The organism is Izhakiella capsodis, from assembly GCF_900115045.1.
GTDB lineage: Bacteria > Pseudomonadota > Gammaproteobacteria > Enterobacterales > Enterobacteriaceae > Izhakiella > Izhakiella capsodis.
Genome location: NZ_FOVC01000001.1, coordinates 577,080 through 603,174 on the forward strand (window position 1 = coordinate 577,080; position 26,095 = coordinate 603,174).

Here is a 26,095-nt window from a genome sequence, read left to right on the forward strand (position 1 = left end):
CGCCGGGCGCGTGAGATCCCGGCGTCAGAAATCATTTCAGCGCTGCCAGTACAGCGTCATAGTTGGGTTCAGAGGTAATTTCTTCGACCAGTTGGCTGTGCAACACTTTATCCTGTTCGTCCAGAACAATAACCGCGCGAGCGGTTAAACCTCGTAATGGGCCGTCAGCAATAGCCACACCGTAATCTTCTTTAAAGTTTCCACCGCGTAACGTGGAGAACGTTATCACATTCGCCAGGCCATCCGAACCGCAAAAACGTGACTGGGCGAAGGGCAGATCGGCGGAAATACACAGTACTACCGTGTTATCCATCTCACCTGCCAGCTGATTGAATTTACGAACGGAAGTGGCGCAAACGCCCGTGTCGATACTGGGGAAAATATTCAACACTTTACGTTTTCCTGCGAACTGACTGAGCGGCGTATCCACGAGATCTTTTGCTACCAGTGAAAAGGCTTTGGCTGACGCGCCTTTGCGCGGGATCTGGCCGGTAACAGTGATCGGGTTACCCTGAAAAAGTACGGTCTGAGACATAATTGATCCTATAAAAGAGGTAAGGACTAGGGTGATGACGAGCACAAATAGAGTACATTCTGATGAGATAACTTAAATGACAATTGGCCTGGATGCAGCAAATGAATGATAAAAATAGTAAGCAACGGGACAAAGCGCGTTAAGCGGCAGGCACAAAGCGTAAATCCAGGCCACACTCAATCAGCACAAAAATAAATAAGGATAAAATGATGCGACAGGTCAACGTATATCCCGAAACCTGGCCTCTGAATGCACCTTTGATTATTGCTCGCGGGAGCCGTAGCGAAGCGCTGGTATTGGTGGTTGAAATTGAGCAGGACGGAATTAAAGGGATTGGGGAATGTACACCTTATCCTCGCTATGACGAAAGTGTGGCTTCGGTGATGGCGCAAATAAATAACCTGAAACCAGCCCTGGAGAAAGGTTTATCACGTCATCTGTTGCAGCAGCAGTTAGTCCCAGGCGCCGCCCGAAACGCGATTGATAGTGCGCTATGGGATCTGGAATGCCGTCAGCAGCGACAAAGTCTGTGGCAGAAAACCGGCGTGCCAATGCCCGATTCGGTCGTTATGGCGCAAACGGTGAGTATTGACACACCGAAGGTTATGGCGCTGTGTGCCGCGCTGTTGGTTGAGAAGGGCGCGCGGCTGCTAAAAATTAAGCTCGATAATCATCTTATTACTGAACGGCTGATGGCAATCCGCGCCAGAGTGCCTGATGTAACATTGATCGTAGATGCGAATGAGTCCTGGGATGCGGAAGGTCTGGCTACGCGCTGCCAGCTGCTTGCTGACCTGAAAGTGGCAATGCTGGAGCAGCCGCTGCCGGCTGACAATGACGCTGCCCTCAGCGATTTCGTTCATCCTTTACCTATCTGCGCTGATGAAAGTTGCCATACGCGCGACAGCCTTATTAACCTGCATGGACGCTACGATATGATTAATATCAAGCTGGATAAAAGCGGGGGGCTTACCGAGGCGCTGGCGCTGGCTCAGCAGGCCCGTGCTGAGGGATTCGAGATTATGTTAGGTTGCATGCTTTGCACCTCAAGGTCCATTTCAGCGGCATTGCCGCTCGTGCCTCAGGCTTGTTTTGTCGATCTTGATGGCCCCACATGGCTGGCCCGGGATGCTGAACCATCGCTGGCATTTTCCTGTGGGCGGATCGATTTATCCAGCCGGCCAGGATAATGATTCAATCAAAACGGGCAAATGCTGCGTCGGCAGAGATAGTAGATAATTCTGCCGTGATATAAGGCAAGTTAAGTTCGGTGCACCAGCTGCCTGATGAATCCGGCGTTGCATAGTCAAATCTGCCTGTTAGTGTAAGCGATGCTTTTTTCGGCCAGCCTGCGTCCGAGTCGGCTAGAATGTAGATCGTCAATGCAGGCCAGCGGCTTATGAACGCTGACTCTCCATTCTGTTTTCAGTTGCTGTATGAGGGGGCAAAGTGTCTGCGTTTCAGGCTCAGAACCAGGGCGCTCTCCGGTTAAAAGTATCACGTCACGTTCCGGTGCATGGTTGTTCCAGCGATACACGGTATCCCCGCTTTGCCAGTTTGCCACCGGAAAGTTCCGGTTAAGATCTCCACTGCGTGCGTTGGTTCGCAGGCCTGGCTGACAACCTTCCGGGTTGACGGCCAGCCCCACATGATCTCGGCGCCAGGGGGTGTCACAGAGTGCGGATGGCACAGAAAAGAGCGACCACATCGGCGATCTCATCACCGTGTGTACCGGCCAAAACTATTAAATCCTGGGTGAAAGGCTGTGCAATAGGCAACGCGGAAGATGTTGCCTACAGTCGGCAGCTTTATATCCTTAAACACTGAATATTCTTAACAGTCGTCCCCCTTACGGAGCGACCAATGTCAATAATCAGTTAACTAATTTAGCCATTCGCCCCTTTTTGTAACTTATACGCCGCATAGCTGAGTTTATAACAATTCGCCGCTGGTCTAAACTGTATCCTGTTGATTATTCGATTGATGGAGCCATTGTGGATATTATTGAGGGTAAGGCATTGCAGATTTCCGATGCCATCATTTCCTGCCAGCTTGATGGTAAGGGTGGGTTGATCCCAATTGATGATAACGACGTTATCCATTGCGACAAACCCTGCTGGCTACATCTGAATTACACACAGCGGGGAAGTGCTGAATGGCTCTCCTCAACGCCTTTGATTCCTGATAACGTACGTGACGCACTGGGTGGAGATTCACTTCGTCCCAAGGTGAACCGCCTGGGGGATGGCACCTTAATCACGCTTCGCAGCGTAAACCTGAACAGTGAGTCGCGTCCCGATCAGCTGGTGGTGATCCGGATATTTATTAACGGGAAAATCATCGTTTCTACGCGTCGCCGAAAAGTGTTTGCTGTCGATGAAATTCTGACCGAATTGCAAAATGGTAACGGGCCTACGGATGCTGGCAGCTGGCTGGTTGAGCTCTGCGAGACTTTGAATGATCACACCAGTGAGTTCATAGAGCAATTGCACGATAAAATAATCGATTTGGAGGATGCGGTGGTCGATCAGCAGACTCCCGCGCGCGGTGAACTGGCGCTGATCCGCAAACAGCTTATTGTTATGCGTCGCTACATGGCGCCTCAGCGCGATGTTTATGGACGGCTGGCCAGCGAACGGCTGTCATGGCTGAGTGATGATGACCGCCGACGTATGCAGGATATTGCCGATCGTCTAGGGAGAGGACTGGATGATCTCGACGCTTGCGTCGCGCGTACTGCCGTGCTGGCGGATGAAATCAGCAGCGTGATCGCCGACGCGATGAACCGCCGGACTTATACTATGTCACTGATGGCGATGATTTTCCTGCCGACAACTTTTCTTACCGGTTTGTTTGGTGTCAATCTTGGCGGCATTCCTGGCAATGGCTGGGGTTACGGATTTCCACTTTTTTGTTTTTTGTTATTGATATTGGTTGTGAGCGTTGCGCTATGGTTAAGAAGGCGTAACTGGTTGTAGTAAATGACTTTTATATCAATTAACCCCAAAATAAATGATCGATATCAAAGAGGCAAAAACAAGAAGGGTGCAAACTATCTAATGCAGGTGAATGTAACGCCAAGCGATGGGCGTTGCGCTCCATATTGTCTTACTTATTTTTTGAATTATTGCATAGCACATTTAATTCGATACGCCGGCGTAAAGTCGGCTTTTTTTTGCTATTTTACGGTTCCGTTTTGGTACGTGCTAGTGTAATTGAGTGACTGATGAAGGATAGGGTACGCGGGATGAGTGATCCTAACCTCGGCCATCCTATCCCACTTGCCGGATACCGCAGCCGTAGCAAATATCCGACTCACCTCCGCATGAAACTACTCCTCTCTGAACAATGTGCCGCCGCCCTGTAAGTGACGGGAGAAGGGCTATTCAATGTGCAATACGTCGAAATGCGAATAGTCAGAAGCGGCGTCATCGGTTTCATCCGGATCGAGCCAGCCAGTCAGTTGTTGCGGTATGGACTCACGATCAAACGCGAGATCCCCGCCGTCGATCACTTCATCACCATGCTTAATGGCTTTAAAGTCAAATAGTGAGATATCCGCGAGATGCGATGGCACCAGGTTTTGCATCGCACTAAACATGGTTTCAATCCGACCCGGATATTTACGGTCCCAGTCACGTAGCATATCTGCGATAACCTGACGCTGAAGATTAGGCTGAGAGCCACATAAATTGCAGGGGATAATCGGAAACTGACGAGCTTTTGCAAAGCGCTCAATATCTTTTTCCCGGCAGTAGGCCAGTGGGCGGATAACGATATGCTTGCCATCATCGCTCATGAGTTTAGGCGGCATACCTTTCATTTTGCCGCCGTAAAACATATTAAGAAAAAGCGTCTGCAAAATATCATCGCGATGATGACCCAGTGCGATTTTAGTCGCACCCAGCTCCGTGGCTGTGCGATAAAGAATACCGCGGCGCAGTCGGGAACAGAGTGAGCATGTCGTTTTACCTTCAGGAATTTTTTCTTTGACGATGCTGTAAGTATCTTCCTGAACAATTTTATATTCAACGCAGATGCTGTCGAGGTAGTCAGGCAAAATATGCTCAGGAAATCCAGGTTGTTTCTGATCGAGGTTGACCGCAACCAGACTGAATCTGATCGGCGCACTTTGCTGCAAATTACGCAAAATTTCCAACATGGTGTAGCTATCTTTGCCACCTGAGAGGCAAACCATAATCCTGTCGCCTTCTTCAATCATATTGAAATCGGCAATCGCTTCACCTGTATTGCGGCGCAAGCGCTTGTGCAGCTTATTGAGATTGTATTGCGTTTTTTTATCAACCGTTTGATTTTCTGACATTGTGGCTATCTCTTATGGGCTTCTTCTCCGGATAAACCTGACAGGCATGGCCGGATATCGCTGGCTGAAAGACTGCGAGCGTATGCATGGCGCGTATGGTACGGATTACGGTGCCGAATACCAGCACCTTTTTAACTGCACGGCGGATTGAAGGAGCCGGCGGGTTCAACTGCGCCCTGTTTCCGGCGAGTAATATAAAGAAAAGAGCGCATTGTAGTAACGGATGAAGAGTCAGGTAATCAAATGCAGGACGACCAGACGTTATCTCGCCAGAGGGGAAAACAGACAACGAAACCACCACAGGCTCCTCCAGAGTCTACGCGGTTTTGGCGGGGTGTCTGGTCTGTTAAAAACCGCAACAGTATGCCATTTAAAGTTTAAGAAATTACGGCTATGCCCACGCTCAGCACCATAGGTGGAAATTTCGTTGGCTTTTTTCAGGTCGACAGGTGTATTAAAAGACAGGTCGCGTTGCAGACTATGATACGAGTTCTCGCGGTCGATATTTCTGATGTTGCAACGAATGTGACGTGGAAGGTAGCGCTGCACCGAGCCATGATATTTATGATATTTAACAAAACGATAATCTTCAGCGCCATAATGACCACAGAACTCTTCATCGTAGCCAAAGTGTCTGAAGAACCTTGCACGTGACATGAAAAATAAATTGCTGTGCCCTTTAATTCTTTTCCCTGTTTCAGCATCATTTCGATATATTTTATAGAATTTCCGGTCGGGATTCTTATGCCGGATTAGATAGCTGAACGTCTCCGGCGGCAGATGATGGTCCAGATCGGTTATCAGGATCTTGTCCGATTTTGCATAGGTAACGCCGAGATTGCGTGCACCACCCTGATTCCAGGCGATGTCGTCATCAATCCTCAGCCAGGTCAGATTTAACTTAAACTCAGGGACTTCATAATGGATGTTGCTGCAATCATCAACTATCACAAAATGTGTGCTGTTCAGAATGTCTTCTGGATAGCTTTCATAAAGTCTTAACAAGGATAAAACAGAATCGATATTTCCCTGATTACAATAAAAATGGGTTATGTAGGTTAACTTAATATGTTGCCAGTCATCCATTATGAGACTCTCTTTTCATTTCTTAACATTTTTATAAGAAGATAAATATCTCAGAAGATGATAGCAACCTGTTTTTTAGTGAATTCATGGGTATTTTCAACCTAAAAAATAAGAGCCTGCGGGCGAATTTGACATACTGCACGGCTATTTAAATCATGCGCTAATAAACGTATTCGTCGTGCTTAATCTGAGTAACGGTGAGTTTGCATACGGGATTAGAGACGACATCGTGCATTTTCCCATTTAAACGAGGGCCAAACAAAAAAGCTGGCCTAGCTTCGGGTGTAATCGTCTTGAGCAGGGAATATAAATCAGCCTGGTTCTTGTCAGAAAATGAGTAGGTTTAACAATTTTATTCAGCGGCTACCCTTCAAAGGGGACGCTGTGCATAAATTGCCGTCAGTCAAGGTTTGACATGCGCCAGTAAGCAATCCTAATATCTGCGCCAACAAAACTCAACAACACTGGCCTGTCAGGGGATATAAGGACAATCATTTAAGGATAATCATGATGAAAAAAGTCATTGCCGGACTCTTTTTTTTCGGTTGCATGAATGTTCAATGCGCGGAGATAAATAGTTTATCGGAAAAGTTTCAATACGTTCCCGAATTGCCGTCAAGCCAGGCAGGTAAGCATCAAGTGGAGCAACATCCGCTCGATGTTAAAAAGAATAACGCTAATCTAAAATGGAAGCTCGACCATGACGTCGAATTCTATCACTTCAGAGAAGAGAATGCCTTGGGTGAGTTGAAAAGTGAGGGTGGCGGAATTCGCTGGTAGCACAGGCTAATCGGTCGTATCGTACGGTAGCTAGCAGGGCGACGATAGTCGCCCTGTAGTGACTAATTGATGATTATTTCTGGCATTTGTTGTAATAACGGTGCGACATCAGCCAACAAAGCTTTAAAATGTGGCTGTTCGCCATGACGATCAATTGACGCCTGATTGCGCCAGCTTTCATGGAATAAAAAGGTATTTTGGTCTTCGAGACTGCGATAAAGGTCATAATGCAAGCAACCTGATTCGTCACGGCTGGGTTCGATGCAACGGATCAGTACCGTTTGTAACTCATCAGCCTTTCCGGGTTTTGCAATAAATTTTGCGACGACCATCAGCGGTTTTTCTGACATAAAAAACACTCCTTTTAACGCTAACGAGCCAATATTCTACGTGCGATAGGCGGCATACTGTACGACTTTCCGTGCGCCTGAACACTTGATATCAGATTTCCACTTTACCCGCTAGCTGCGCCAGCAGCGCATATTTGCGCTGGGCTTCTTTTCCGGCATCACTCCACAGCTGACGGGCAGCATCAGGCTGTTGCTGGTTCAAACGGCGAAAACGCTGTTCATTCATCAATGCTGTTTCAATCTCGCTGGCGGGTGGTCGCGAATCAAGCGACAGCGCAACTTTTCCCTGCTCACTGCGCTGAGGATCGTAACGGTAAAGCGGCCAGAAACCGCTGGTAGTCAGCTGGCGCATTTGATCGTGGCTAAATGCAAGGTCATAACCATGCTCTTCGCAGGGGCTATAAGCAATGATCAGCGAGGGGCCGGGGTAGGCTTCGGCTTCCTTAATTGCTTTGACCGTCTGATTGAGCTGCGCACCGAGGGAAATTTGTGCGACGTAAACGTGACCATACATCATCACGCTGACACCCAAATCTTTACGCGCTTTACGCTTACCGTTTTCAGCAAAGCGGGTTACTGCACCAAGTGGTGTCGCTTTTGACGCCTGGCCACCTGTATTGGAATAACATTGGGTATCCAGTACCAGAATATTGACGTTTTCTGTAAGACTGAGTACATGGTCGAGGCCACCAAAGCCAATATCATAGGCCCAGCCGTCACCCCCGATAAGCCAGATTGATTTGTCAATCAGCGCGTCAGCTTGTTGATAAAGTGTACGGGCATCGGAATCATCATGTTGCGTCAGTAAGGTGCGCAGTGTCTCAACTGCTGCACGCTGCTGATCAATTGTGACATTGTCACTGATAAGGGTGGTTTTTAACTCCGCGGGCAGGCGGTCTGAGAGTTGGTTAACAAGGCGTCGGGCGCGCTGACGCTGAAGATCTACGCTGAGACGAAATCCCAGACCGAACTCTGCATTGTCCTCAAACAGCGAATTCGCCCAGGCTGGCCCGCGACCATCTTTATTGGTCGTGTAAGGCGTCGATGGCAAGTTCCCGCCGTAAATTGAGGAACAACCGGTTGCGTTGGCAATCAGCAGGCGGTCACCATAAAGCTGAGTCAGTAGCTTAATATAGGGTGTTTCACCACAGCCAGAACAGGCACCGGAATACTCAAACAGCGGTGTGATGAGTTGTGATGTACGGATATCGATATTCTCAAGCTGCGAAGGTTCTCTATCCGGTAGAGAAAGGAACGCATCAAAACGCCTTTTTTCTTCGTCGAGGTGTATCAACTGTGGCTGCATATTTATGGCTTTTATTTCCGGATTCTGGCGGTCTTTAGCCGGACAAACTTCGACACAGAGATTGCAGCCGGTACAATCTTCGGGAGCTACTTGCAGAATATACTTTTGTCCACGCATGTCGCGCGATCTGACGTCAAGCGAGGGCAATACACTACCAACAGTCTCCAAGCTCTCTGGCGAAACCACTTTCGCGCGGATTGCCGCATGCGGACAGGCGGCAACGCAGTGATTACATTGGGTACAGAGATCAGCCTTCCAGATAGGGATCGCCTCGGCGATATTGCGCTTTTCCCAGCGTGTCGTTCCGGTGGGCCATGTGCCATCTGGCGGCAGGGCTGAGACCGGTAGCGTGTCGCCCAGACCCGCCAGCATGGCGGCAGTCACCGTTTTAACGAAGTCGGGTGCATTTCCGGAGACCACAGGCGGCATCTGATGACTTTGCGTCTCTACCGGTTGCAGTGCGACTGATTCCAGCGCCGTGCGGGCCATAGAGAGTGCCATCCAGTTACGCTCAACCAGCTCATCACCTTTGCTGCGATAGCTCCGCGCCGCTGCATCCTGTAGTAATGCGAATGCATCGTCAGGAGTAATCAAACCGCTCAGCTCAAAAAAGGCCATTTGCATGACGGTATTGATTCGGGCTCCTAGCTGACATTCGCGCGCGATCCGTGTGGCATTAATGATATAAAATCGCGCCTGTTTGCGGTTAAGTGTTGCCTGTACTTCCTGCGGCAGACGTCGCCAGACCTCTGTCGCAGGCCATGGCGTGTTAAGCAGAAAAATACCGCCGGGTTTCAGTCGTTCCACCAGACGATATTTGTCAATAAATTGCCACTGATGGCAACCGATGAAATCAGCTTCATTAATCAGATAAGCCGACTGGATCGGCTGTTCACTGACACGCAGATGGGAAACCGTAAGGCCACCGGCTTTTTTGGAGTCATAAACAAAATAGCCCTGAACGTGGAACGGCGTACTGTTGCCAATAATTTTAATATTATTTTTTGTGGCGGATACACTGCCATCGCTTCCAAGACCGTAAAACAGTGCCTGTAAACGCGCATTGTTAGTCAATCCCTGCGCGGGTAATGGCAGTGAAAGCTGAGTCACGTCATCATAAATGCCGACGGTAAAACGGGCGGGTGGTTGTGGCAGAGAAAGTGCATTAAATATTGCCAGCACGCAACGGGAATCGAATTCTTTCGAGGATAAGCCATAACGTCCACCGCTCATCAGCGGCATTGTGTTTCGTTCACCTCGCGCCGCCGCTTCGGCCAACGCACTTATCACGTCAAGGAACAGCGGTTCAGCCTGGGCGCCAGGCTCTTTAGTACGATCGAGCACGGCGATGCGTTTAACCGAATCGGGCAGTGACGCCAACAGCTGCGCGGTGGGAAAGGGGCGATAAAGGTGGACGATAATCAGCCCGACTTTTTCACCCTGTGCGCAAAGGCTGTCGATCACCTCCCGACAGGTGCCGGCGGCCGACCCCATTAACACGATAACGCGTTCGGCCTGCGGGGCACCGTAGAAGCTGACAGGATGATACTGGCGGCCAGTTTCTCTGGCGAAATCATCCATCGCCTGTTCAACGTGCGCTACGGCGTCATGATACCAGGGGTTGATGGCCTCACGTGACTGGAACCAGGTGTCCGGGTTCGCTGAAGTACCACGAATGACCGGATGGTCTGGTGAAAGCGCCCGCTGCCGATGCGCCCGGATAGCCTCTTCGGGCATCAGGGTGCGTAGCGTTTCATCGGAGAGTGGCACGATTTTATTGATTTCATGTGAGGTGCGGAAGCCATCAAAAAAGTGAATAAAGGGCAGGCGGCTGTTAAGCGAGGACATCTGCGCTATCAACGCGAAATCTTGCGCCTGCTGCACGTCCTCAGCGCAAAGCATTGCACAGCCGGTTTGCCGCACTGCCATGACGTCGGAATGGTCACCAAAGATGGAAAGTGCGTGGGTGGCGACAGTGCGGGCAGCAACATGCAGGACAAAAGGGATCAGCTGTCCGGCGAGCTTATAAAGCGTAGGGATCATCAGCAGCAATCCCTGAGAGGACGTAAAACTGGTGGAAAGCGCCCCAGTTTGTAACGCGCCGTGGACTGCGGCGATCGCTCCGGCTTCAGACTGCATCTCAACAACTTTAGGCACGTCGCCCCAGACGTTCTGGTTCCCGGCACTCGACCAGGCATCCGCCTGTTCAGCCATAGCGGAACTCGGTGTTATCGGGTAAATGGCTATCACTTCGCTGGTACGAAAGGCAACGGAGGCCGCTGCACCATTGCCGTCGATCGTGATCATACAACATCCTCTAAAATTGAACTGCCAGTAGTCTGGCATAGCAGTGTCGCTTATCCCTATTAAAATGAGGGGAATGGCGCACTAAGGATCAAACTTGCCTGGTTCTAGTGCATCTCCAGACTATGCACGCCTTTGATTTCCATCAAAGCCTCATAAAGATGAGACTGTATGACTCTTCGTGACATTGTCACTTCAAGCGATAATTCGCAAAGTCCGCTTTCATCATCACGGTTAATGACAGAAACCTGCCCGGTGCGGATCCGCTCTTTTTGCAAGGCGAGCAGAACCAGCGGTACGCTTTTAGGTTTAAGGCGAAACAGCAGCGAATGGTGCTGGCCAATCAGGTAACGACTGAGGCGGCTGAACAGCTCCAGTACGATCAGTGCCAGCAGGGTGCCATAGATGCCAATCTCATAAAGTCCGCTGCCGATAACCAGACCAATGGCAGCGGTGACCCATAGGCCAGCGGCGGTAGTAAGGCCCCTCACCACCTGGCGTTGGATCATAATGGTCCCGGCCCCGAGAAAACCCATTCCGCTTACCACCTGCGCGGCTATTCGACTGGGGTCGAGTTCGATATGCTCCAGCGGGAGTACATCCGTAAAGCCATATTTGGAAACGATCATAAACATGGCACTGCCAATACCAACCAGTATATGAGTACGTAATCCCGCTTCTTTTGCTCGCAGCTGACGTTCAAGGCCAATGAGTCCTCCCAACGCACCGGCCAGAGCAATACGCATAAGTAAATCAATCACCATCTTTTATCCTCCTGATTTTTTTTAGTTAATTGGCGGATTCGTAAAATAAGACATTAAGACAATCAGCAACTGCAATTTTGTCGATTTTTTTAGTAAAAAAAGATGACAGGCGTTGAGCTTTTGTTTAACTTTTCTGAAGATTTTTAACCTTTAAAACTCACTATCCCGGAGCCTGATTAATGAAAGTTAAAACGTTATTACTGACCGGTGCTGCCGCGCTGTCGCTTTGTTCATGTAGTAGCGATCCTGAACAAAATGAACCATCACAGCAAGCTACCAGCGCTCATGTGATGGTCACTCCCTCTATGTCATCTCCGGCTACCAATGTCTGTGGCGTTGCTGGCGGAACCCTGGCATTTTCACGCCAGCTCGATGGCACTTCCGTTGGAACGTGTCAGTTGCCGAATGGGCGCCGCTGTAATGAAACGGCGCTGATATCGGGAGGCTGTATTTAAACGCTATTATTTAGTTTACGGGTGTTAACGCATTATTACAGCTCTCTCCTCTTTCCAGGCAAGCGAGGTTTTCCAGTGTAACCTGGGCGATGCTGATCAACGCATCTGAAGTCAGGAAAGCCTGATGACCGGTAAACAAAACATTATGACAGGCGGACAGGCGACGAAAAACATCATCCTGGATCACATCGTTAGATTTATCTTCGAAGAAAAGATCCCGTTCATTTTCGTAGACATCCATTCCCAGTGAACCAATTTTCTGGCTCTTCAGTGCCTCAATTGCCGCGCTGGAGTCAATAAGCGCGCCCCGGCTGGTATTAATAATCATCACGCCATTCTTCATCTGAGCAAAGGCACCGGCATTAAGAAGATGTTGGTTGTCCGCGGTCAGTGGACAATGCAGGCTAATAACGTCTGACTGTTTAAACAGCGTAGCGAGGTCAACATATTCCGCTCCGGTCTCCAGTGCAAGAGGATTCGGATAGGGATCGTAGGCCAACAGTCGCATTCCGAAACCGTTGAGAATGCGCAACGTGGCGATACCGATTTTTCCGGTGCCAATAATTCCAGCCGTGCGGCCATGCATATTGAATCCGGTTAATCCTTCCAGTGAGAAATTAGCATCGCGGGTACGCAGCCAGGCACGATGAATACGGCGGTTAAGCGTCATCATCAGGCCTACCGCATGTTCCGCTACTGCTTCTGGGGAATAGGCTGGTACGCGGACAACTGTCAGACCGAGTTTGTACGCGGCCTCGAGATCGACATTATTAAAACCAGCGCAGCGTAGCGCGATATATTTTACGCCCAGTTCTGCAAGTTCCTCCAGTACCGCACCGCTGCCATCATCGTTAACAAAAATGCACACAGCATCACAGTTTATCGCGTTTTTGGCCGTTCCTTTGCTGAGCAGAAAATCAAAAAATTCGATGTTAATTCCATAACTTTCATTGACATGTTCAAGATATTTGCGTTCATATTGTCTGGTGCTGTAAACGGCTAGTTTCATCATTTTTCTCCTGGTTACCATGAGCAATAAAATTTCACCCGATCAGTGCTTTCATGACATTATTTTCCCCGAAGATCGGAGAGAATGGGGAGGAGCGGCGTGGGGCGTTGTTCAAAAACTGTCGGCATAATATTTCTAATTGTTATTATAATGTCAGGCGTGCTGCTTGCCAGCGTCTCTCTGTGGCTGCCAGGTGTCATCGCTTTCTGGCTTCCTGACCGGGCGCGGGTGGAGATGGTCGGACGCTTCGGCTGGCAGCACGGCCAGCTAAAATTGCCCTTATTGCGCTACTGGCAGGGTAATTGCCTGCTGGTTTCACTGGATGGTGCCGTTCTTGGCCGCAATAACGGACGATGGCTGTTACAGGCCACAACCGTCAGAATTGACAGTCCATGTCTGAATAACATTCCCTCCAGGGAGTCCAACCAACCAGCCCGGACGCTCAGCGGCTGGCAACATTTATTACCCACCGCGCAACTGGATATCGATAAGGTCATCGTAACACCGTGGCAGGACTGGGCCGGGTCTGTTCATCTTACTCTCGATCCACGGCAACAAGTGCTTCACTACTCGGGTGATAAACTCAATCTGGGGGCCCGTATCGCTGGCCGCGAGCTGATCATCCAGCATCTGACGTTGCCGTTGGTGGGAGCCAGTCAGCCGTTAACGCTGCAAGGCGCGCTGCAATTATCACAAATACCCGATGCGTTGCCTGAAAAGGGGGAACTGACTGGTCGCGTGCAGGTTAATAACCCATCTCCTCCGCTAACTATTTCGCTCAAATGGCAGCACCAGCAGGGTGAACTGAACGTTTCCACCGCTGGTGAAGGTAACGCCCTGCTGCAACTTCCCTGGCAAGCGGATAACACTCGCATTCGCATTGCTAACGGTTTATGGCAATGGCCATTGGCCGGGCAGTTACTTTCAGGCGGCGTGGCGCTTGAAATAGACAACTGGCAAAAAGGCCTTGGTCAGGCGCTTCTCAGCGGGAGGCTGAATGTGCGGACAAACGGTCGTGGAGGGCGAGGCAACGTGGTTATCAGCTTTGGGCCAGGTAAGCCAGACTGGCAGAACAGCCAGATACCGTTGCAGATAACCGGAGACAGCAAGCTGACAAACTTACAATTTTTTGCCAGCCTGCCGGGTGAGCTACGCGGGCCAATTCTCGATCCGGCTATCTATTTTTCCCCGGGGGCGCTGATGCGTATGCGTGGGCGTCTGCTTTCGACACTGGAGGTAGATGAAGCACGCTTGCCCCTGGCGGGCGTTCAGCTCTCCAGTGCCGGCATCAGCGGTCGGCTGCAGGCTATTCTCAGCGCTCGCGATCCCAGTATGGGCGATTTTCGCATGCATCTTGATGGCGGTGCGCATAACTTTTGGCCGGATAACGGGCTATGGCGCTGGCGCTACTGGGGCCAGGGGCAGATGAAACCGTTGGCAGCGAGCTGGGATGTAAAAGGCCGGGGTAGCTGGCAGGATACGCAAATAGCACTGGAGAGTCTGTCCACCGGCTTTGATAAATTGAGCTATGGTGCCGTTAACGTTAATGCCCCCCGGTTGACGCTGGATGAACCTGTTCGCTGGCAGCGTGATCCTGAGCATCCCTCGCTCAACGGCAGTTTCAAACTTGATGCCAGAGAAACCCGGTTCAGCTATGGCGGCTTACTGCCTGACAGCCATCTCGCATTGACGCTCACAGGTCGCGATCCCGCCTGGTTTCAGTGGCGCGGGACATTGCAGGCCGGCGATATGGGCCCGGTGCAGGTCAGCGGGCGCTGGGACGGCCAGCGTCTGCGCGGGCAGGCCTGGTGGCCCGCACAGTCACTGCGGGTTTTTCAGCCGCTCCTTAGCCCAAATTTGAAAATGCGTATTCAGGACGGGACGCTGCGGGCACAGGCAGCTTTTTCGGCAGCAACCGGTCAGGGATTCCAGGCGGGCGGCCACTTTGTGGTGGGTAATGGCTATGCCCGTATGCCAGATAATGAGATACAGGGTGTGAACTTCTCTCTGCCGTTCCGCTTTAAGCAACAGCAATGGTACTTTGGTGCCAAAGGTCCAGTGGAGCTGCGTATCGCTGGCATAAAAAATCAGTTCGACCTGAAAAATATCACCGCCGATTTACAGGGGTGGTATCCGTGGAAACGCCAGCAACCGCTCCGACTGAGTAATGTCAACGTTGACCTGATGGACGGAAAACTGTCGATGGCTAGCCTGGTGATGCCGCAGCAAGAAGCGGCAAATGTGCGCCTGACGCATATCAGCCTGAGTAAGTTTGTCACCGCGCTCAATCCCAAGCAATTTGCTCTTTCTGGTTATGTTAATGGTATGTTGCCGCTGTGGCTGAACGATCGGCAATGGCTGGTACATAACGGCTGGATAGCTAATGAGGGGCCGCTAACACTTCGCCTGGATAAAGACACCGCAGATGCTATATCCAGTAATAATATGGTGGCCGGTGCCGCAATGGACTGGCTGCGTTATATGGAAATATCCCGCTCCTGGGCAACGATTGATCTCAATAATCTAGGCTGGTTAAAAATGACCGCGCAGGTGGACGGCGCCAGCCAGTTCAGCGACCGTAAACAGCGGGTATCGTTGCACTATACCCATCGCGAAAACCTGTTCCAGCTCTGGCGCAGCCTGCGCTTTGGCGATAATTTGCAATCATGGGTGGAAAACAATGCCAGCCTGCCGTCGCAAAAGGATGCATCTGATGACAAATAGCCTTAATTCTTTGCTGCTCGGCAGCGCATTACTTGTGTGTGGCTGCGTGCCGCGTATTGAAGTGGCGGCGCCCAAAGATCCGATCACCATCAATATGAATGTGAAAATTGAACATGAAATCCATATTAAAGCGGATAAAGACGTAGAAGCTTTGCTGAAAAATAATCGCAACCTGTTCTGATAAGGATTATGCCATGAGCATCAAGCGTTATACAGGCTGGATACTGGCTCTGATCATTCTTACGCCGGCCAGCCTGGCACTGACTCTGACTGAGGCGCGTAGCAGCGGACGGGCAGGTGAAACGCTGAGCGGCTATCTGGCAGCACGGCAGAACGACAGGGAAACGCAGGCGCTGGTGAATCGCGTGAATACGGGTCGTCAGCAGCAGTACCAACGACTGGCGGATCAAAATAACCTGACAACAAACGAAGTGGCCGCCATTGCCGGGCAAAAGCTGGTTGAGCGGGCCGATCCGGGTGAATATGTACGCGGTATTAATGGCCTGTGGGTGCAGAAAAAAGCGCAGTAAATATCCGGATATAACAGGAAGTGGAAAGCGATTTGCAGATCGCTTTCCACGCATCGGGCCTTATCGCCTGAATCAGGCAGCGATAATTTGTTTCAGTACTGCTTTAGCGCCATCAGAGGCTTTGCCCGCCACATCCGGACCATAAGCAATGCCTTCGGCGAAGACAAAGTCAACCTCGGTCATACCCAGGAAGCCGAGGAACAGCTTCAGATACGGAGTCAGCAGGTCGCTTGGGGTATCCTTATGAATGCCGCCACGGCTGGAAATGACCACCACTTTTTTACCTTTAATCAGGCCTTCAGGGCCATTTTCGCTGTACCGGAAGGTCACGCCCGCGCGCGCGACCAGGTCGAAATAGTTTTTCAACTGGGTTGGGATGTTGAAGTTGTACATCGGCGCTGTGATAACAATCGTATCGTGAGCGTTCAGTTCGGCAATCAGTTCGTCTGACAAATCCAGCGCTTCCTGTTGGCGCGGAGTCAGCGTTGCATCTGATGGGCGCAGCGCACCGACAAGTTCACCATCTAACACTGGAACAGGATTTGCTGCCAGATCGCGTACGGTGATTTCATCTTTCGGATGAGCCGCTTTCCATTCAGCAATTAAATGGTCTGCGAGCTGACCAGAGGTAGAATAGCCGGCGAGAATGCTGGACTTCAGGACAAGTACTTTACTCATAATTCATGTTTTCCTGTCTGGTTAATAAGGAACGCTTTCCGTCCAATGCATTACACTTTATGAGTAAAACCGCGGCAGAGAAAGATCAATATTTCGAGTTGTACATTCGAATTTATTGAATAAGAACAGGCCGGCAGCCAGACTGGTGCCAGATGTGTTAGCATAGATTGCCTGTCAGATGCTCACAGCACATGAAGTTAAATCAGGTCAATTGTTGCCTCACAACCGGATAATCATGTCAGAAACACCACATACTCCACTGCAAGCGCTTTGGTCGCGCCTCGATACCTTATCACTGCGCGATCGTCAGCGCTTACAGCGGCGCCTGCAAGGGGCAAAAAAAATTCGCAGCCCCGCAGCGCTGAAGGCCATCGCCGACGAAATTGAAATTGAGATCGCACGCGCCGGGCAGGTTGTTGCCACTCGGGCAGCGGCGACGCCCGCGATAACCTATCCACAAAACCTGCCCGTTAGTCAGAAACAGCCGGAAATCGCCGAGGCGATTGCCCGGCATCAGGTGGTGATCGTTGCCGGTGAAACCGGTTCCGGTAAAACCACGCAGCTTCCTAAAATTTGTCTGGCGTTGGGCCGTGGCGTACGCGGCCTGATTGGACATACTCAGCCAAGACGACTGGCGGCGCGAACCGTGGCTTCGCGTATCGCGGAGGAGCTGAAAACGCCGCTGGGCGGCTGTGTAGGCTTTAAAGTTCGCTTTAACGATCAGGTGGGTGAGCTAAGCCAGATTAAATTAATGACCGATGGCATTCTGCTCGCTGAAATTCAGCAGGATCGCCTGCTGTTGCAGTATGACACCCTGATTATTGACGAGGCCCACGAGCGTAGCCTGAATATCGACTTTCTGTTGGGCTATCTGCGTGAGCTATTGCCGCGCCGCCCGGATCTCAAAGTCATCATTACGTCAGCAACCATCGATCCACAGCGTTTTTCACGCCACTTTAATCATGCACCGGTGATTGAGGTATCGGGTCGGACATATCCGGTGGAGGTGCGCTATCGTCCAGTGGTTGAGGACGCTGATGATAGCGATCGCGATCAGCTACAGGCTATTTTTGATGCAGTTGATGAATTAAGCACCGAGGAGCGAGGTGATATCCTGATTTTTATGAGCGGTGAGCGGGAGATCCGCGATACGGCTGACGCACTAACACGCCGTGAGATGCCACATACCGAAATCCTGCCGCTGTATGCCCGACTGTCTAATGCTGAGCAGAATAGAGTATTCCAGTCTCACGCCGGACGACGCATCGTTCTGGCGACGAACGTAGCGGAAACCTCGCTTACCGTGCCGGGTATCAAGTATGTTATCGATCCCGGCACCGCCCGTATCAGCCGCTATAGTTATCGAACGAAAGTACAACGCTTGCCCATTGAGCCGATATCACAGGCGTCGGCGAATCAGCGAAAAGGGCGCTGTGGGCGGGTTTCGGATGGAATATGTATTCGTCTGTACAGTGAGAGTGATTTTCTCAGTCGGCCGAAATTTTCCGATCCGGAAATTTTGCGCACTAATCTGGCGTCGGTCATTTTGCAGATGACCGCGCTGGGTCTGGGTGATATCAGCGCTTTTCCTTTCGTCGAAGCGCCTGATAAACGTAATATTCAGGATGGCGTACGTTTGCTCGAAGAACTGGGCGCCATCACCAAGCAGGATGAGCGCTATAAACTAACCGACTCCGGTCGGGCGCTCTCGCAACTACCGGTTGACCCACGGCTGGCGCGCATGGTGCTGGAAGCACCGAAAATGGCCGCGTTGCGTGAAGTGATGATCATCGTTTCCGCGCTGTCGATCCAGGATCCGCGCGAGCGGCCGGTAGAACGTCGGCAGGCCGCGGATGAAAAACATCGGCGCTTTGCCGATAAAGATTCCGACTTTATGGCGTTTGTTAACCTGTGGGATTACCTGCAACATCAGCAAAAAACGCTCTCATCGACGCACTTCAGACGTCAGTGCAAAACTGACTTTCTCAACTATTTGCGCGTGCGCGAATGGCAGGATATATACACCCAGCTGCGTCAGGTGGTGCGAGAGCTTGGGTTGACGGTTAATCGTGAAGCGGCAGATTTTCGCGGCATTCACTGTGCACTGTTGACCGGATTGCTGTCACATATCGGACAAAAAGATACGGAAAAACCACAGTTTATCGGCGCGCGCAATGCGCATTTCGCTATCTTCCCTGGCTCCGGCTTGTTTAAAAAACCGCCTAAGTGGGTCATGGTCGCGGAGCTGGTTGAAACCAGCAGGTTATGGGGCCGTATTGCGGCACGTATTGAACCTGAATGGATTGAACCGCTGGCGCAGCATCTGCTGAAGCGTAGCTACAGCGAACCGCACTGGGAGAAGAGTCAAGGTGCGGTTATGGCGACGGAGAAAGTCACGCTGTATGGCTTACCGGTCGTTGCTGCCCGCAAGGTGAATTACAGCCAGATCGACCCCCAGTTATCGCGGCAGTTGTTTATTCGTCATGCGATGGTGGAGGGTGAATGGCAAACCCGTCACGCTTTTTTTAGCGATAATCAAAAATTACGCGCTGAGATCGAAGAGCTGGAGCATAAAACCCGGCGGCGTGACATTATGGTTGATGATGAATCGCTGTTTGCTTTCTATGATCAGCGAGTGGATCACGAGGTTGTTTCGGCGCGCCATTTTGACAGCTGGTGGAAACGCACGGCTCGTGAGCAGCCAGATCTGCTAAATTTCGAACGTGAGATGCTGATTAAAGACGGTGCCGATAAGGTCAGCAAGCTCGATTTTCCCAATTTCTGGCAGCAAGGAAATCTCAAACTGCGCCTTAGCTACCAGTTTGAACCTGGCACTGACGCTGACGGCGTGACTTTGCACATTCCGCTGCCGCTGCTTAATCAGGTGGAAGAGCAGGGTTTTGAATGGCAAATTCCAGGCTTGCGCCAGGAGCTGATCATCTCGCTGATTAAGTCGCTGCCCAAAACTTTACGGCGTAATTTCGTCCCTGCACCCAACTACGCAGAAGCATTCCTGAGTCGGGCTACGCCGTTGGAGCAGCCGCTGTTAGATGCGCTTGAACGTGAGTTTCGCCGCATGAGTGGCGTGACTATCGATCGCGATAGCTGGCAGTGGGAGATGGTCGCCGATCATCTGAAAATGACCTTCCGCGTTGTCGATGAAAATCAGCGTACTTTGCGTGAAGGTAAAGATTTGCACGCGCTCAAACTGGCACTTAAGGCCAAAGTGCAGCAAACGCTATCTCATGTTGCCGATGAAGGGCTTGAGCAGAACGGTCTGCATCTCTGGAGCTTCGGGGATCTGCCGCGCCACTATGAGCAAAAACGCCACGGTTATAACGTCAAAGCCTGGCCGGCATTGGTTGACGAAAAAGAGAGCGTGGCAATCCGGCTGTTTGATTCAGCCTTTGAGCAGCAACAGGCCATGCGTGCTGGACTGCGTCGCCTGCTGTTACTGAATATCCCGTCACCGGTTAAATATTTGCATGACAGATTGCCAAATAAAGCCAAGCTTGGACTCTATTTTAATCCCTATGGCAAAGTGATGGATTTAATTGACGACTGCATCGCCTGTGGGGTGGACAAGCTGGTAGAAGAGGCTGGCGGGCCGGTCTGGCAGGAGCAGGCGTTTCGTCAGCTACATGAGAAGGTGCGTGCTGAACTCAATGACACCGTCGTAGCCATCGCCCGGCAGGTAGAACAGATCCTGACAAAGGGATTTGCCATCAACAAGCGTTTAAAAGGGCGGGTGGATATGACACTGGCGCTGGCGCTTTCAGATATTAAAGTGCAAATGCAGGGCCTGGTGTTTCGCGGTTTTGTCACCGCCATTGGCTGGAAACGACTACCTGACGTGCTGCGTTATCTGAATGCAATTGAAAGGCGCCTGGAAAAATTACCGGTTGATCCTCACAGCGATCGTGCACGCATGCTGAAAATCGAACAGGTTCAGCAAGCCTGGCAGGGGTGGTTGAATAAAATCCCTGTTCAACGGCGTGATGCCGCCGATGTTGTCGATGTCCGATGGATGATTGAAGAGCTTCGGGTCAGCTATTTTGCTCAACAGCTGGGAACACCTTATCCCATTTCCGATAAGCGTGTTTTACAGGCGATGGAGCAGATTTCCGCCAGCTAACCATTGACCTGGCCTCGTGCTATAACGAGGCCTGGGCTGGCGCTTAGTTTACAGCGGCGAGGTGTTGCAAATTATCGCGAAAGGCTGTCACCGCGATAGCGCGATTATCAGCACGATAGCGGTCGGCGGGGGCCGGAGCGGAGCTTTGAATACCGATTATTTGCCAGCTGCCGTCAACATCAAGCAGCAATGGCGAACCACTATCGCCTGGCAGAGTATCGCACTGGTGCGACATCACATTTTTCTGCGCCCAACCCGTTATCAGGCAGTTACTGTGAGCGTACAAGGTGTCGAGGTGATCCTCCGGGTAACCCGCCTGAGTCACTCTGCGTCCATCTTCCTTCAGCGCCTCGTACAATGCTTCGCGCGTACCCTGAAACAGTGGGATCGGCGTTATACCCGAAGGGGGATTACGAAGAATAATCAACCCGTAATCGAAAGGCGCAGCGGCGGAGGGAACGATCCAGCCGTCGCCGTCAGCTTTTAATTTTTTGCCGAGAGCCGGATCAACACGGGTTTCTATATCGTGAATATCATAACGCCAGCCATCACGACCGGAGATAAAACGCAGGGCGATGACCCTATCGATTTTGCCGCCCGGCGGCGCAACCAGACAGTGACCGGCGGTCAGCGCCAGATGCGTGGAGATAAGGGTAGCGGTACATAAATTGCCGCTCTCCGTTTCTAGTTGACCAATAGCATCCCAGGGCGCAGTGGTTGGGGATTTAACCGGACGTCGTTCATCATTACCAAAAAATAATCGTGTTTTATTTACGTTTTCGCGTTGAGCGTCACGATCTGCCCAACAGTAATGCGAAAATGTCAGGCAACTTAAAAACACCACAGCCAGTATGCGCATACATCTCTCGGAAATGAGAATGATAAGAATAATTTGCTAAAACAAATTTTGTGATAACTATAGCCGGATAGCAATAAAAAAGAGGGCAGGTTGGCTGACAAATGTACCTGAGTAATTAGAAATAGAAGCTGGCAACCAGAATACCGCAGATAATCATCACACCTAAGATGATTTCAAATAAGTAGCGACGCAGCATCATCCAGGACTCCACTAAAGAAACACCCGGACGGATCCGGGTGTCAGACTCAATCTATCAGGTCGGGATGCTTATCCCGTACACTTTATTTAGCAGCTGCTTTCTTAGCTACTTTTTTGTGATGTTTTTTTGCAGCCTGAGCTTTCTGAGCTACATGTTTTTTAGCTACATTTTTGTGGTGTTTTTTGGCAGCCTGGGCTTTCTGAGCGGCGGCTTTTTTATGCTTCACGTGTTTTTTAGCAGCCTGAGCTTTTTGCTTAGCGGCTTTTTTCTTGGCTACTTTTTTGTGATGATTTTTAGCTTTATGAGCGGCAGCTTTCTCATGTTTCTCATGTTTTTTTGCAGAAGCGTGAGCCGGAGCCGTGGTAGTTGCAGTTGTTGACGAGGTTGGGGCAGCAGAATTGTCAGCAGCAAAAGCAACTGAAGACAGACCCATAGCAGCGGCTACAACCAGAGCAAATAATTTTTTCATTAAAAAGTCCTCAAGGAGTGTGATTCATTTATCAGCCCACTGTGGAGCCGGTAGAGTCAATATATGCAAAGCTGTGAAGGACTTCCGTGAGTGATTGGTATCGGCGTGTAACGTATTGTACAAAAGAACATTCAGAGAAAGTATGCAGCGTAAGAAACTTGTAATAACTGTCAAGTTGCTAACCCACAGCGTTAAAACCGAATGCAGTCAGTAGCTCTGTGGCTTCAGGGGAGCAAAGATAGTAGGCCAGCTCACTGGCAATCGGATTCATCACCGCCAGGGTATAGATGGCGCGGGGATTATATTCTGCCGGAATAGTAAAAACCCGCAGAGACGGATCCCGCTCAAGCTGCGACCGGTAGCTGGCATACCCAATGAACATATCAGCGAAATCGCTTGTCAACAGCCAGCTGGCGGCTAACTGACCGGCTGGGATCTTCAGACAATCCCGGCCGCCAACCAATGGCATGGCCCTTTGCCGTAGCTGCGATCCCAGTGGTGAGTCGTCCTTCGCAATGCGCTCAAAGAGAGTCAGACTGTAATCGCCACAGGGATCGCAGCCCGCAGTAGAGGTTGCAAGACGTAGGTCGGGACGACGCAGTAACGTCAACCAGTTGTCTTGTGCATGACAAGCATCAGCCCGAACCGTAAGGCATAGGCTATTGGTTGTAAAGGGACGGATTTCACGGGCAATGCCCGCCGCCAGAAGACGTTGCGGGTGCGCCTGATTAGCAGAGACAAACAGATCGCAGCATCTGCCCGCCATGATTGCCTCGCAGAGCAATCCGGCTGGCCCAAACTCAGTGTTCTGTTGCGCTTTTGCCTGTGGCCATTGGACCATCAGGCGTGGCCAGACCAGCTTCAGACTCCCTGCCGCCAGGATGTGCATCATTCCGTACCCTGATAAGGATGACGGTAAAAGCGCAAGTACCAGCTATTAACACGCTTTTGCATATTTATATCGGCAAATCTTTGTGGATAAAGTTTTTTTGCCATCCACAGTTCGCCCAATCCCACGGCTTCCGGCATGGGATAACCCCAGGCTTTGGCATATTCCGGCATCAGCCAGATACGGTGATGGCGTACGGCATCGATAGTTTGCCATTTCGGATCGTTCTCAATTTCTTTCACCACCTGGGGGTAGCGATTTTGCACAAAAATTACATGCGGGTTCCAGGCAATGATCTGCTCCATTGAAACCTGCTTATAGCCTTTGACCGTTGCTGCGGCGACATTCAACGCACCGGCATGCTCCATCATCAGGCCGGTATACTTTCCGGAACCATAGGTAATCAGACCAGGATTAGCCATATAAGCACGCACGCGCTGTGCAGGTGGCAGGTTGCTTAGCCGTTCGGTGACCAGCTTACGTCCGGCGAAAGCTGCCTTGATCAGTGCCTTACCTTGCTGTTGTTTGTTGACGATATCCGCAATCAGCGTAATCCCTTCACGCAGGCCCCGGTCGTAAGCTTTCCCTTCATCACTTTGCGTCGGATTAAGTTTGTCGCGTTCGCCGGGTACGTCGTCACGCAGCGAAATAGCGACGACCGGGATCCCCAGCGCGCTGATGCTGTCAATCATTTCACGCGGTGCATAGTTCGTAACGAAAACGACCTGCGGGCGCAGGGTGACCAGCTTTTCCGCATCGACGTGCGTCAGATCGCCAAGTACAGGAATTTTGTTTAGCTCCGGTACCAGCCGTGCATAATTATCGCCCAGCTCCTGTTTCCAGTTGGACAGAATGCCAACAATTTTATTGGTGGCATTCAGCTGCACCAGTAAATTCAGCGTCTGATGCTGTAAAACCACTACTCTGTCAACCTTATCTGGGATCGTGACTTGGCGTCCGATCTGATCGGTAATGACGCGTGATGCCATCGCTCTGGCGGTGAAACCCATGAGTAGCGCCGCCAGCAATAGCAGCGGAGTTAATTTCTTCATTACACTCTCCAAATCGTTATATTTTTTAGTATACAACGATTGAGTGGTGAGAAATATTGATTCTGATTCGTAAACAGTGTGGTAAGTGAGTAAGATCGGCGTTGCGCCGCTTAAGGCAAATGGCAGGATAAGCCAGAAATAACCAGCGTGAATCAGTCGGCCAAATAGCGACTTTCGAGATGCTGGCGGAACCAGCGAGGATTGAGATCCTCACCGCTGGCGCGGGTGATCAGCTCGCGGGTACTGAAGCGGCTACCGTGATGCCAGATATTCTCTTGCAACCAGATGAACACAGGCTGTAGATCGCCGTCAGCAATCAACTGTTCTACGTCTGGTAGCGTCCGGCCGAGAGCCTGGAATAGCTGGGCGGCGTACATTGCACCCAGAGTATAGGTCGGAAAATAGCCGAAAGCACCGTCGGTCCAGTGGATATCTTGCATGCAGCCGTTGCGATAATTTCCTGTGGTATCCATGCCTAACAACCGCTCCATTTTCTCCTGCCAGAGGGCCGGAATATCTTCTACCTCAATTTCAGATTCGATGAGCGCCCGCTCAATTTCATAGCGCAGAATGATATGAGCGGGATAGCTGACTTCATCTGCATTAACGCGGATCAGCCCTGGCTCAACGCGCTGCGCCAGGCGGATAAAATTTTGTTGGGTCAGTGCTGGCTGTACGCCGAGATGGTTGATGACTTCCGGCAATATGCGCGCCAGAAAAGCCGGACTGCGGCCCAGCTGCATTTCAAAAAACAGGCTTTGCGATTCGTGGATCGCGGTGGATCGAGCAAGCGCTATCGGTTGCCCAGGCCACTGCGTAGGTAAATTCTGTTCATAGCGAGCGTGGCCCGTCTCATGAATGACGCCCATTAGCGCCGAAAGAAAATTTTGCTGGTCATAGCGAGTCGTAATGCGAACGTCCTGCGGTACGCCGCCACAAAAGGGGTGTGCGCTGACGTCCAGTCTACCGGCATCGAAGTCAAAGCCCAGCGTCTCCATCGCTTTTAACCCGAGGTGGCGCTGGTTCTCAATCGTGAATGGTCCTTGCGGTTGCTGGATGGATTGCTCAGACTGGTGGGTAATCACCCGTTGCAACAAGTCTGGTAGCCAGCTTTTGATATCAGAGAAAATCGTATCGAGCTGACAGCTGGTCATGCCCGGTTCATAAATATCGAGAAGGGCGTCGTAGCGGGAAACACCGGCGTTCTGAGCGCGTATTTCAGCCTCTTGCCGACTCAGGTAAACGACCTCTTTAAGATTTTCGGCAAATCCCTTCCAGTCATTTGCCGGGCGCTGGCTACGCCAGGCGTTCTCACAGCGCGATCCGGCAACTGATTTTGCTTCAACCAGCCGGGCCGGTAAGATGACAGCTTGTTGCCAGGCGCGCTCCATTTCGGCCAGGTTAACCCACTCGTCGTCAGATAAGGATTCCTGCTTAGCCTGCACAAGATCTACAGCGGTTTCGGGGCTGGTCAGGATTTGATGTTGCAAAACGCTAAGTTCGGCCAGCGCTTCACCTCTGGCCCGGCTTCCGCCCGGAGACATCATCGTCATCATGTCCCATCCGGCTATTGCGGAAAGGTGACCAAAACGGGAAAGACGCTGAAAACGGCTAGTCAGGCGGGTATAAGCACTGGGCATAACATCT

General features: G+C 51.0%; 21 protein-coding genes and 1 pseudogene. 8 read left to right on the forward strand and 14 right to left on the reverse strand.

The features are described from left to right. Window positions 1-31: 31 nt before the first annotated feature. Entirely contained in the window at window positions 32-535 is a 504-nt protein-coding gene (gene tpx, locus BM191_RS02685) for a thiol peroxidase (RefSeq protein ID WP_092874769.1), read from the reverse strand. Window positions 536-744: 209 nt separating this feature from the next. Here tpx and ycjG point away from each other — a divergent pair, with 209 nt between their 5' ends. Next, complete coding sequence (gene ycjG, locus BM191_RS02690; RefSeq protein ID WP_092874772.1) at window positions 745-1,725, forward strand: L-Ala-D/L-Glu epimerase; 981 nt, start codon at window positions 745-747, stop codon at window positions 1,723-1,725. 4 nt (window positions 1,726-1,729) lie between these two features. Here ycjG and mpaA read toward each other — a convergent pair. Continuing rightward, window positions 1,730-2,280: pseudogene (gene mpaA, locus BM191_RS02695) on the reverse strand (murein tripeptide amidase MpaA); the annotation flags it as partial. Window positions 2,281-2,529: 249 nt separating this feature from the next. Between mpaA and zntB the strand changes: the two are divergent. Beyond that, window positions 2,530-3,513 (forward strand): zinc transporter ZntB, encoded by a 984-nt coding sequence (gene zntB, locus BM191_RS02700; protein WP_092874775.1) that lies wholly within the window; start codon window positions 2,530-2,532, stop codon window positions 3,511-3,513. A 404-nt stretch (window positions 3,514-3,917) separates the two neighbouring features. Here zntB and ttcA read toward each other — a convergent pair whose 3' ends face one another. Beyond that, window positions 3,918-4,859, reverse strand: a complete 942-nt coding sequence (gene ttcA, locus BM191_RS02705) for a tRNA 2-thiocytidine(32) synthetase TtcA (protein ID WP_092874778.1) — start codon at window positions 4,857-4,859, stop codon at window positions 3,918-3,920. 261 nt (window positions 4,860-5,120) lie between these two features. Beyond that, complete coding sequence (locus tag BM191_RS02710) at window positions 5,121-5,945, reverse strand: glycosyltransferase family A protein (RefSeq protein ID WP_092874781.1); 825 nt, start codon at window positions 5,943-5,945, stop codon at window positions 5,121-5,123. Window positions 5,946-6,452: 507 nt separating this feature from the next. Between BM191_RS02710 and BM191_RS02715 the strand changes: the two genes are divergently transcribed. Next, on the forward strand, window positions 6,453-6,725 hold the full coding sequence (locus tag BM191_RS02715) for a hypothetical protein (protein WP_143088780.1): 273 nt from the start codon (window positions 6,453-6,455) through the stop codon (window positions 6,723-6,725). Window positions 6,726-6,787: 62 nt separating this feature from the next. Here BM191_RS02715 and BM191_RS02720 read toward each other — a convergent pair whose 3' ends face one another. The 3 genes from BM191_RS02720 to BM191_RS02730 all read right to left on the reverse strand — a co-directional run bounded on the left by BM191_RS02720 (window position 6,788) and on the right by BM191_RS02730 (window position 11,449). Next, window positions 6,788-7,075 (reverse strand): putative quinol monooxygenase, encoded by a 288-nt coding sequence (locus BM191_RS02720; RefSeq protein WP_092874787.1) that lies wholly within the window; start codon window positions 7,073-7,075, stop codon window positions 6,788-6,790. Between the two features lie 91 nt (window positions 7,076-7,166). Next, a complete protein-coding gene (gene nifJ, locus BM191_RS02725) occupies window positions 7,167-10,688 on the reverse strand; it encodes a pyruvate:ferredoxin (flavodoxin) oxidoreductase (protein WP_092874790.1) in 3,522 nt (1,173 codons plus the stop codon). A 104-nt stretch (window positions 10,689-10,792) separates the two neighbouring features. Then, window positions 10,793-11,449 carry an MgtC/SapB family protein gene (locus BM191_RS02730; RefSeq protein ID WP_092874793.1) on the reverse strand — a complete coding sequence of 219 codons (657 nt, stop codon included), beginning with the start codon at window positions 11,447-11,449 and terminating at the stop codon, window positions 10,793-10,795. A gap of 179 nt (window positions 11,450-11,628) precedes the next feature. Here BM191_RS02730 and BM191_RS02735 point away from each other — a divergent pair, with 179 nt between their 5' ends. Next, window positions 11,629-11,904, forward strand: coding sequence for a putative hemolysin (locus BM191_RS02735; RefSeq protein WP_092874796.1), 276 nt, complete (start codon window positions 11,629-11,631; stop codon window positions 11,902-11,904). Between the two features lie 10 nt (window positions 11,905-11,914). Here the strand turns inward: BM191_RS02735 and BM191_RS02740 are convergent, their stop codons facing one another. Continuing rightward, window positions 11,915-12,913 (reverse strand): 2-hydroxyacid dehydrogenase, encoded by a 999-nt coding sequence (locus BM191_RS02740; RefSeq protein ID WP_092874799.1) that lies wholly within the window; start codon window positions 12,911-12,913, stop codon window positions 11,915-11,917. Between the two features lie 150 nt (window positions 12,914-13,063). Here BM191_RS02740 and BM191_RS02745 point away from each other — a divergent pair, with 150 nt between their 5' ends. The 3 genes from BM191_RS02745 to BM191_RS02755 are packed head-to-tail and all read left to right on the forward strand — an operon-like array spanning window position 13,064 to window position 16,167. Continuing rightward, window positions 13,064-15,637 carry a YdbH family protein gene (locus tag BM191_RS02745; RefSeq protein ID WP_230479487.1) on the forward strand — a complete coding sequence of 858 codons (2,574 nt, stop codon included), beginning with the start codon at window positions 13,064-13,066 and terminating at the stop codon, window positions 15,635-15,637. Then, window positions 15,627-15,818 carry a YnbE family lipoprotein gene (locus BM191_RS02750; protein ID WP_092874805.1) on the forward strand — a complete coding sequence of 64 codons (192 nt, stop codon included), beginning with the start codon at window positions 15,627-15,629 and terminating at the stop codon, window positions 15,816-15,818. The genes BM191_RS02745 and BM191_RS02750 overlap by 11 nt, the downstream gene beginning before the upstream one ends. A 13-nt stretch (window positions 15,819-15,831) precedes the next feature. Then, window positions 15,832-16,167: a YdbL family protein gene (locus BM191_RS02755; RefSeq protein WP_092874808.1), complete on the forward strand. Its 336-nt coding sequence runs from the start codon at window positions 15,832-15,834 to the stop codon at window positions 16,165-16,167. 72 nt (window positions 16,168-16,239) lie between these two features. Here the strand turns inward: BM191_RS02755 and BM191_RS02760 are convergent, their stop codons facing one another. Beyond that, window positions 16,240-16,845: an FMN-dependent NADH-azoreductase gene (locus BM191_RS02760; RefSeq protein ID WP_092874811.1), complete on the reverse strand. Its 606-nt coding sequence runs from the start codon at window positions 16,843-16,845 to the stop codon at window positions 16,240-16,242. A 235-nt stretch (window positions 16,846-17,080) separates the two neighbouring features. Between BM191_RS02760 and hrpA the strand changes: the two genes are divergently transcribed. Then, complete coding sequence (gene hrpA / locus BM191_RS02765) at window positions 17,081-20,980, forward strand: ATP-dependent RNA helicase HrpA (protein ID WP_092874814.1); 3,900 nt, start codon at window positions 17,081-17,083, stop codon at window positions 20,978-20,980. A gap of 43 nt (window positions 20,981-21,023) precedes the next feature. Here hrpA and BM191_RS02770 read toward each other — a convergent pair whose 3' ends face one another. The 5 genes from BM191_RS02770 to BM191_RS02790 form a co-directional block, all read right to left on the reverse strand. Next, a complete protein-coding gene (locus tag BM191_RS02770) occupies window positions 21,024-21,839 on the reverse strand; it encodes a trypsin-like serine peptidase (RefSeq protein WP_092874817.1) in 816 nt (271 codons plus the stop codon). A gap of 281 nt (window positions 21,840-22,120) precedes the next feature. Next, complete coding sequence (gene asr / locus BM191_RS02775) at window positions 22,121-22,507, reverse strand: acid resistance repetitive basic protein Asr (RefSeq protein WP_092874820.1); 387 nt, start codon at window positions 22,505-22,507, stop codon at window positions 22,121-22,123. A gap of 178 nt (window positions 22,508-22,685) precedes the next feature. Next, on the reverse strand, window positions 22,686-23,396 hold the full coding sequence (locus BM191_RS02780; protein WP_092875209.1) for a substrate-binding domain-containing protein: 711 nt from the start codon (window positions 23,394-23,396) through the stop codon (window positions 22,686-22,688). Next, window positions 23,396-24,406, reverse strand: coding sequence for an ABC transporter substrate-binding protein (locus BM191_RS02785; protein ID WP_230479503.1), 1,011 nt, complete (start codon window positions 24,404-24,406; stop codon window positions 23,396-23,398). Before BM191_RS02785 ends, BM191_RS02780 begins: the two co-directional genes overlap by 1 nt. Window positions 24,407-24,600: 194 nt before the next feature. Further along, window positions 24,601-26,088, reverse strand: coding sequence for a carboxypeptidase M32 (locus BM191_RS02790; RefSeq protein ID WP_092875211.1), 1,488 nt, complete (start codon window positions 26,086-26,088; stop codon window positions 24,601-24,603). Between the last annotated feature and the right edge of the window lie 7 nt (window positions 26,089-26,095).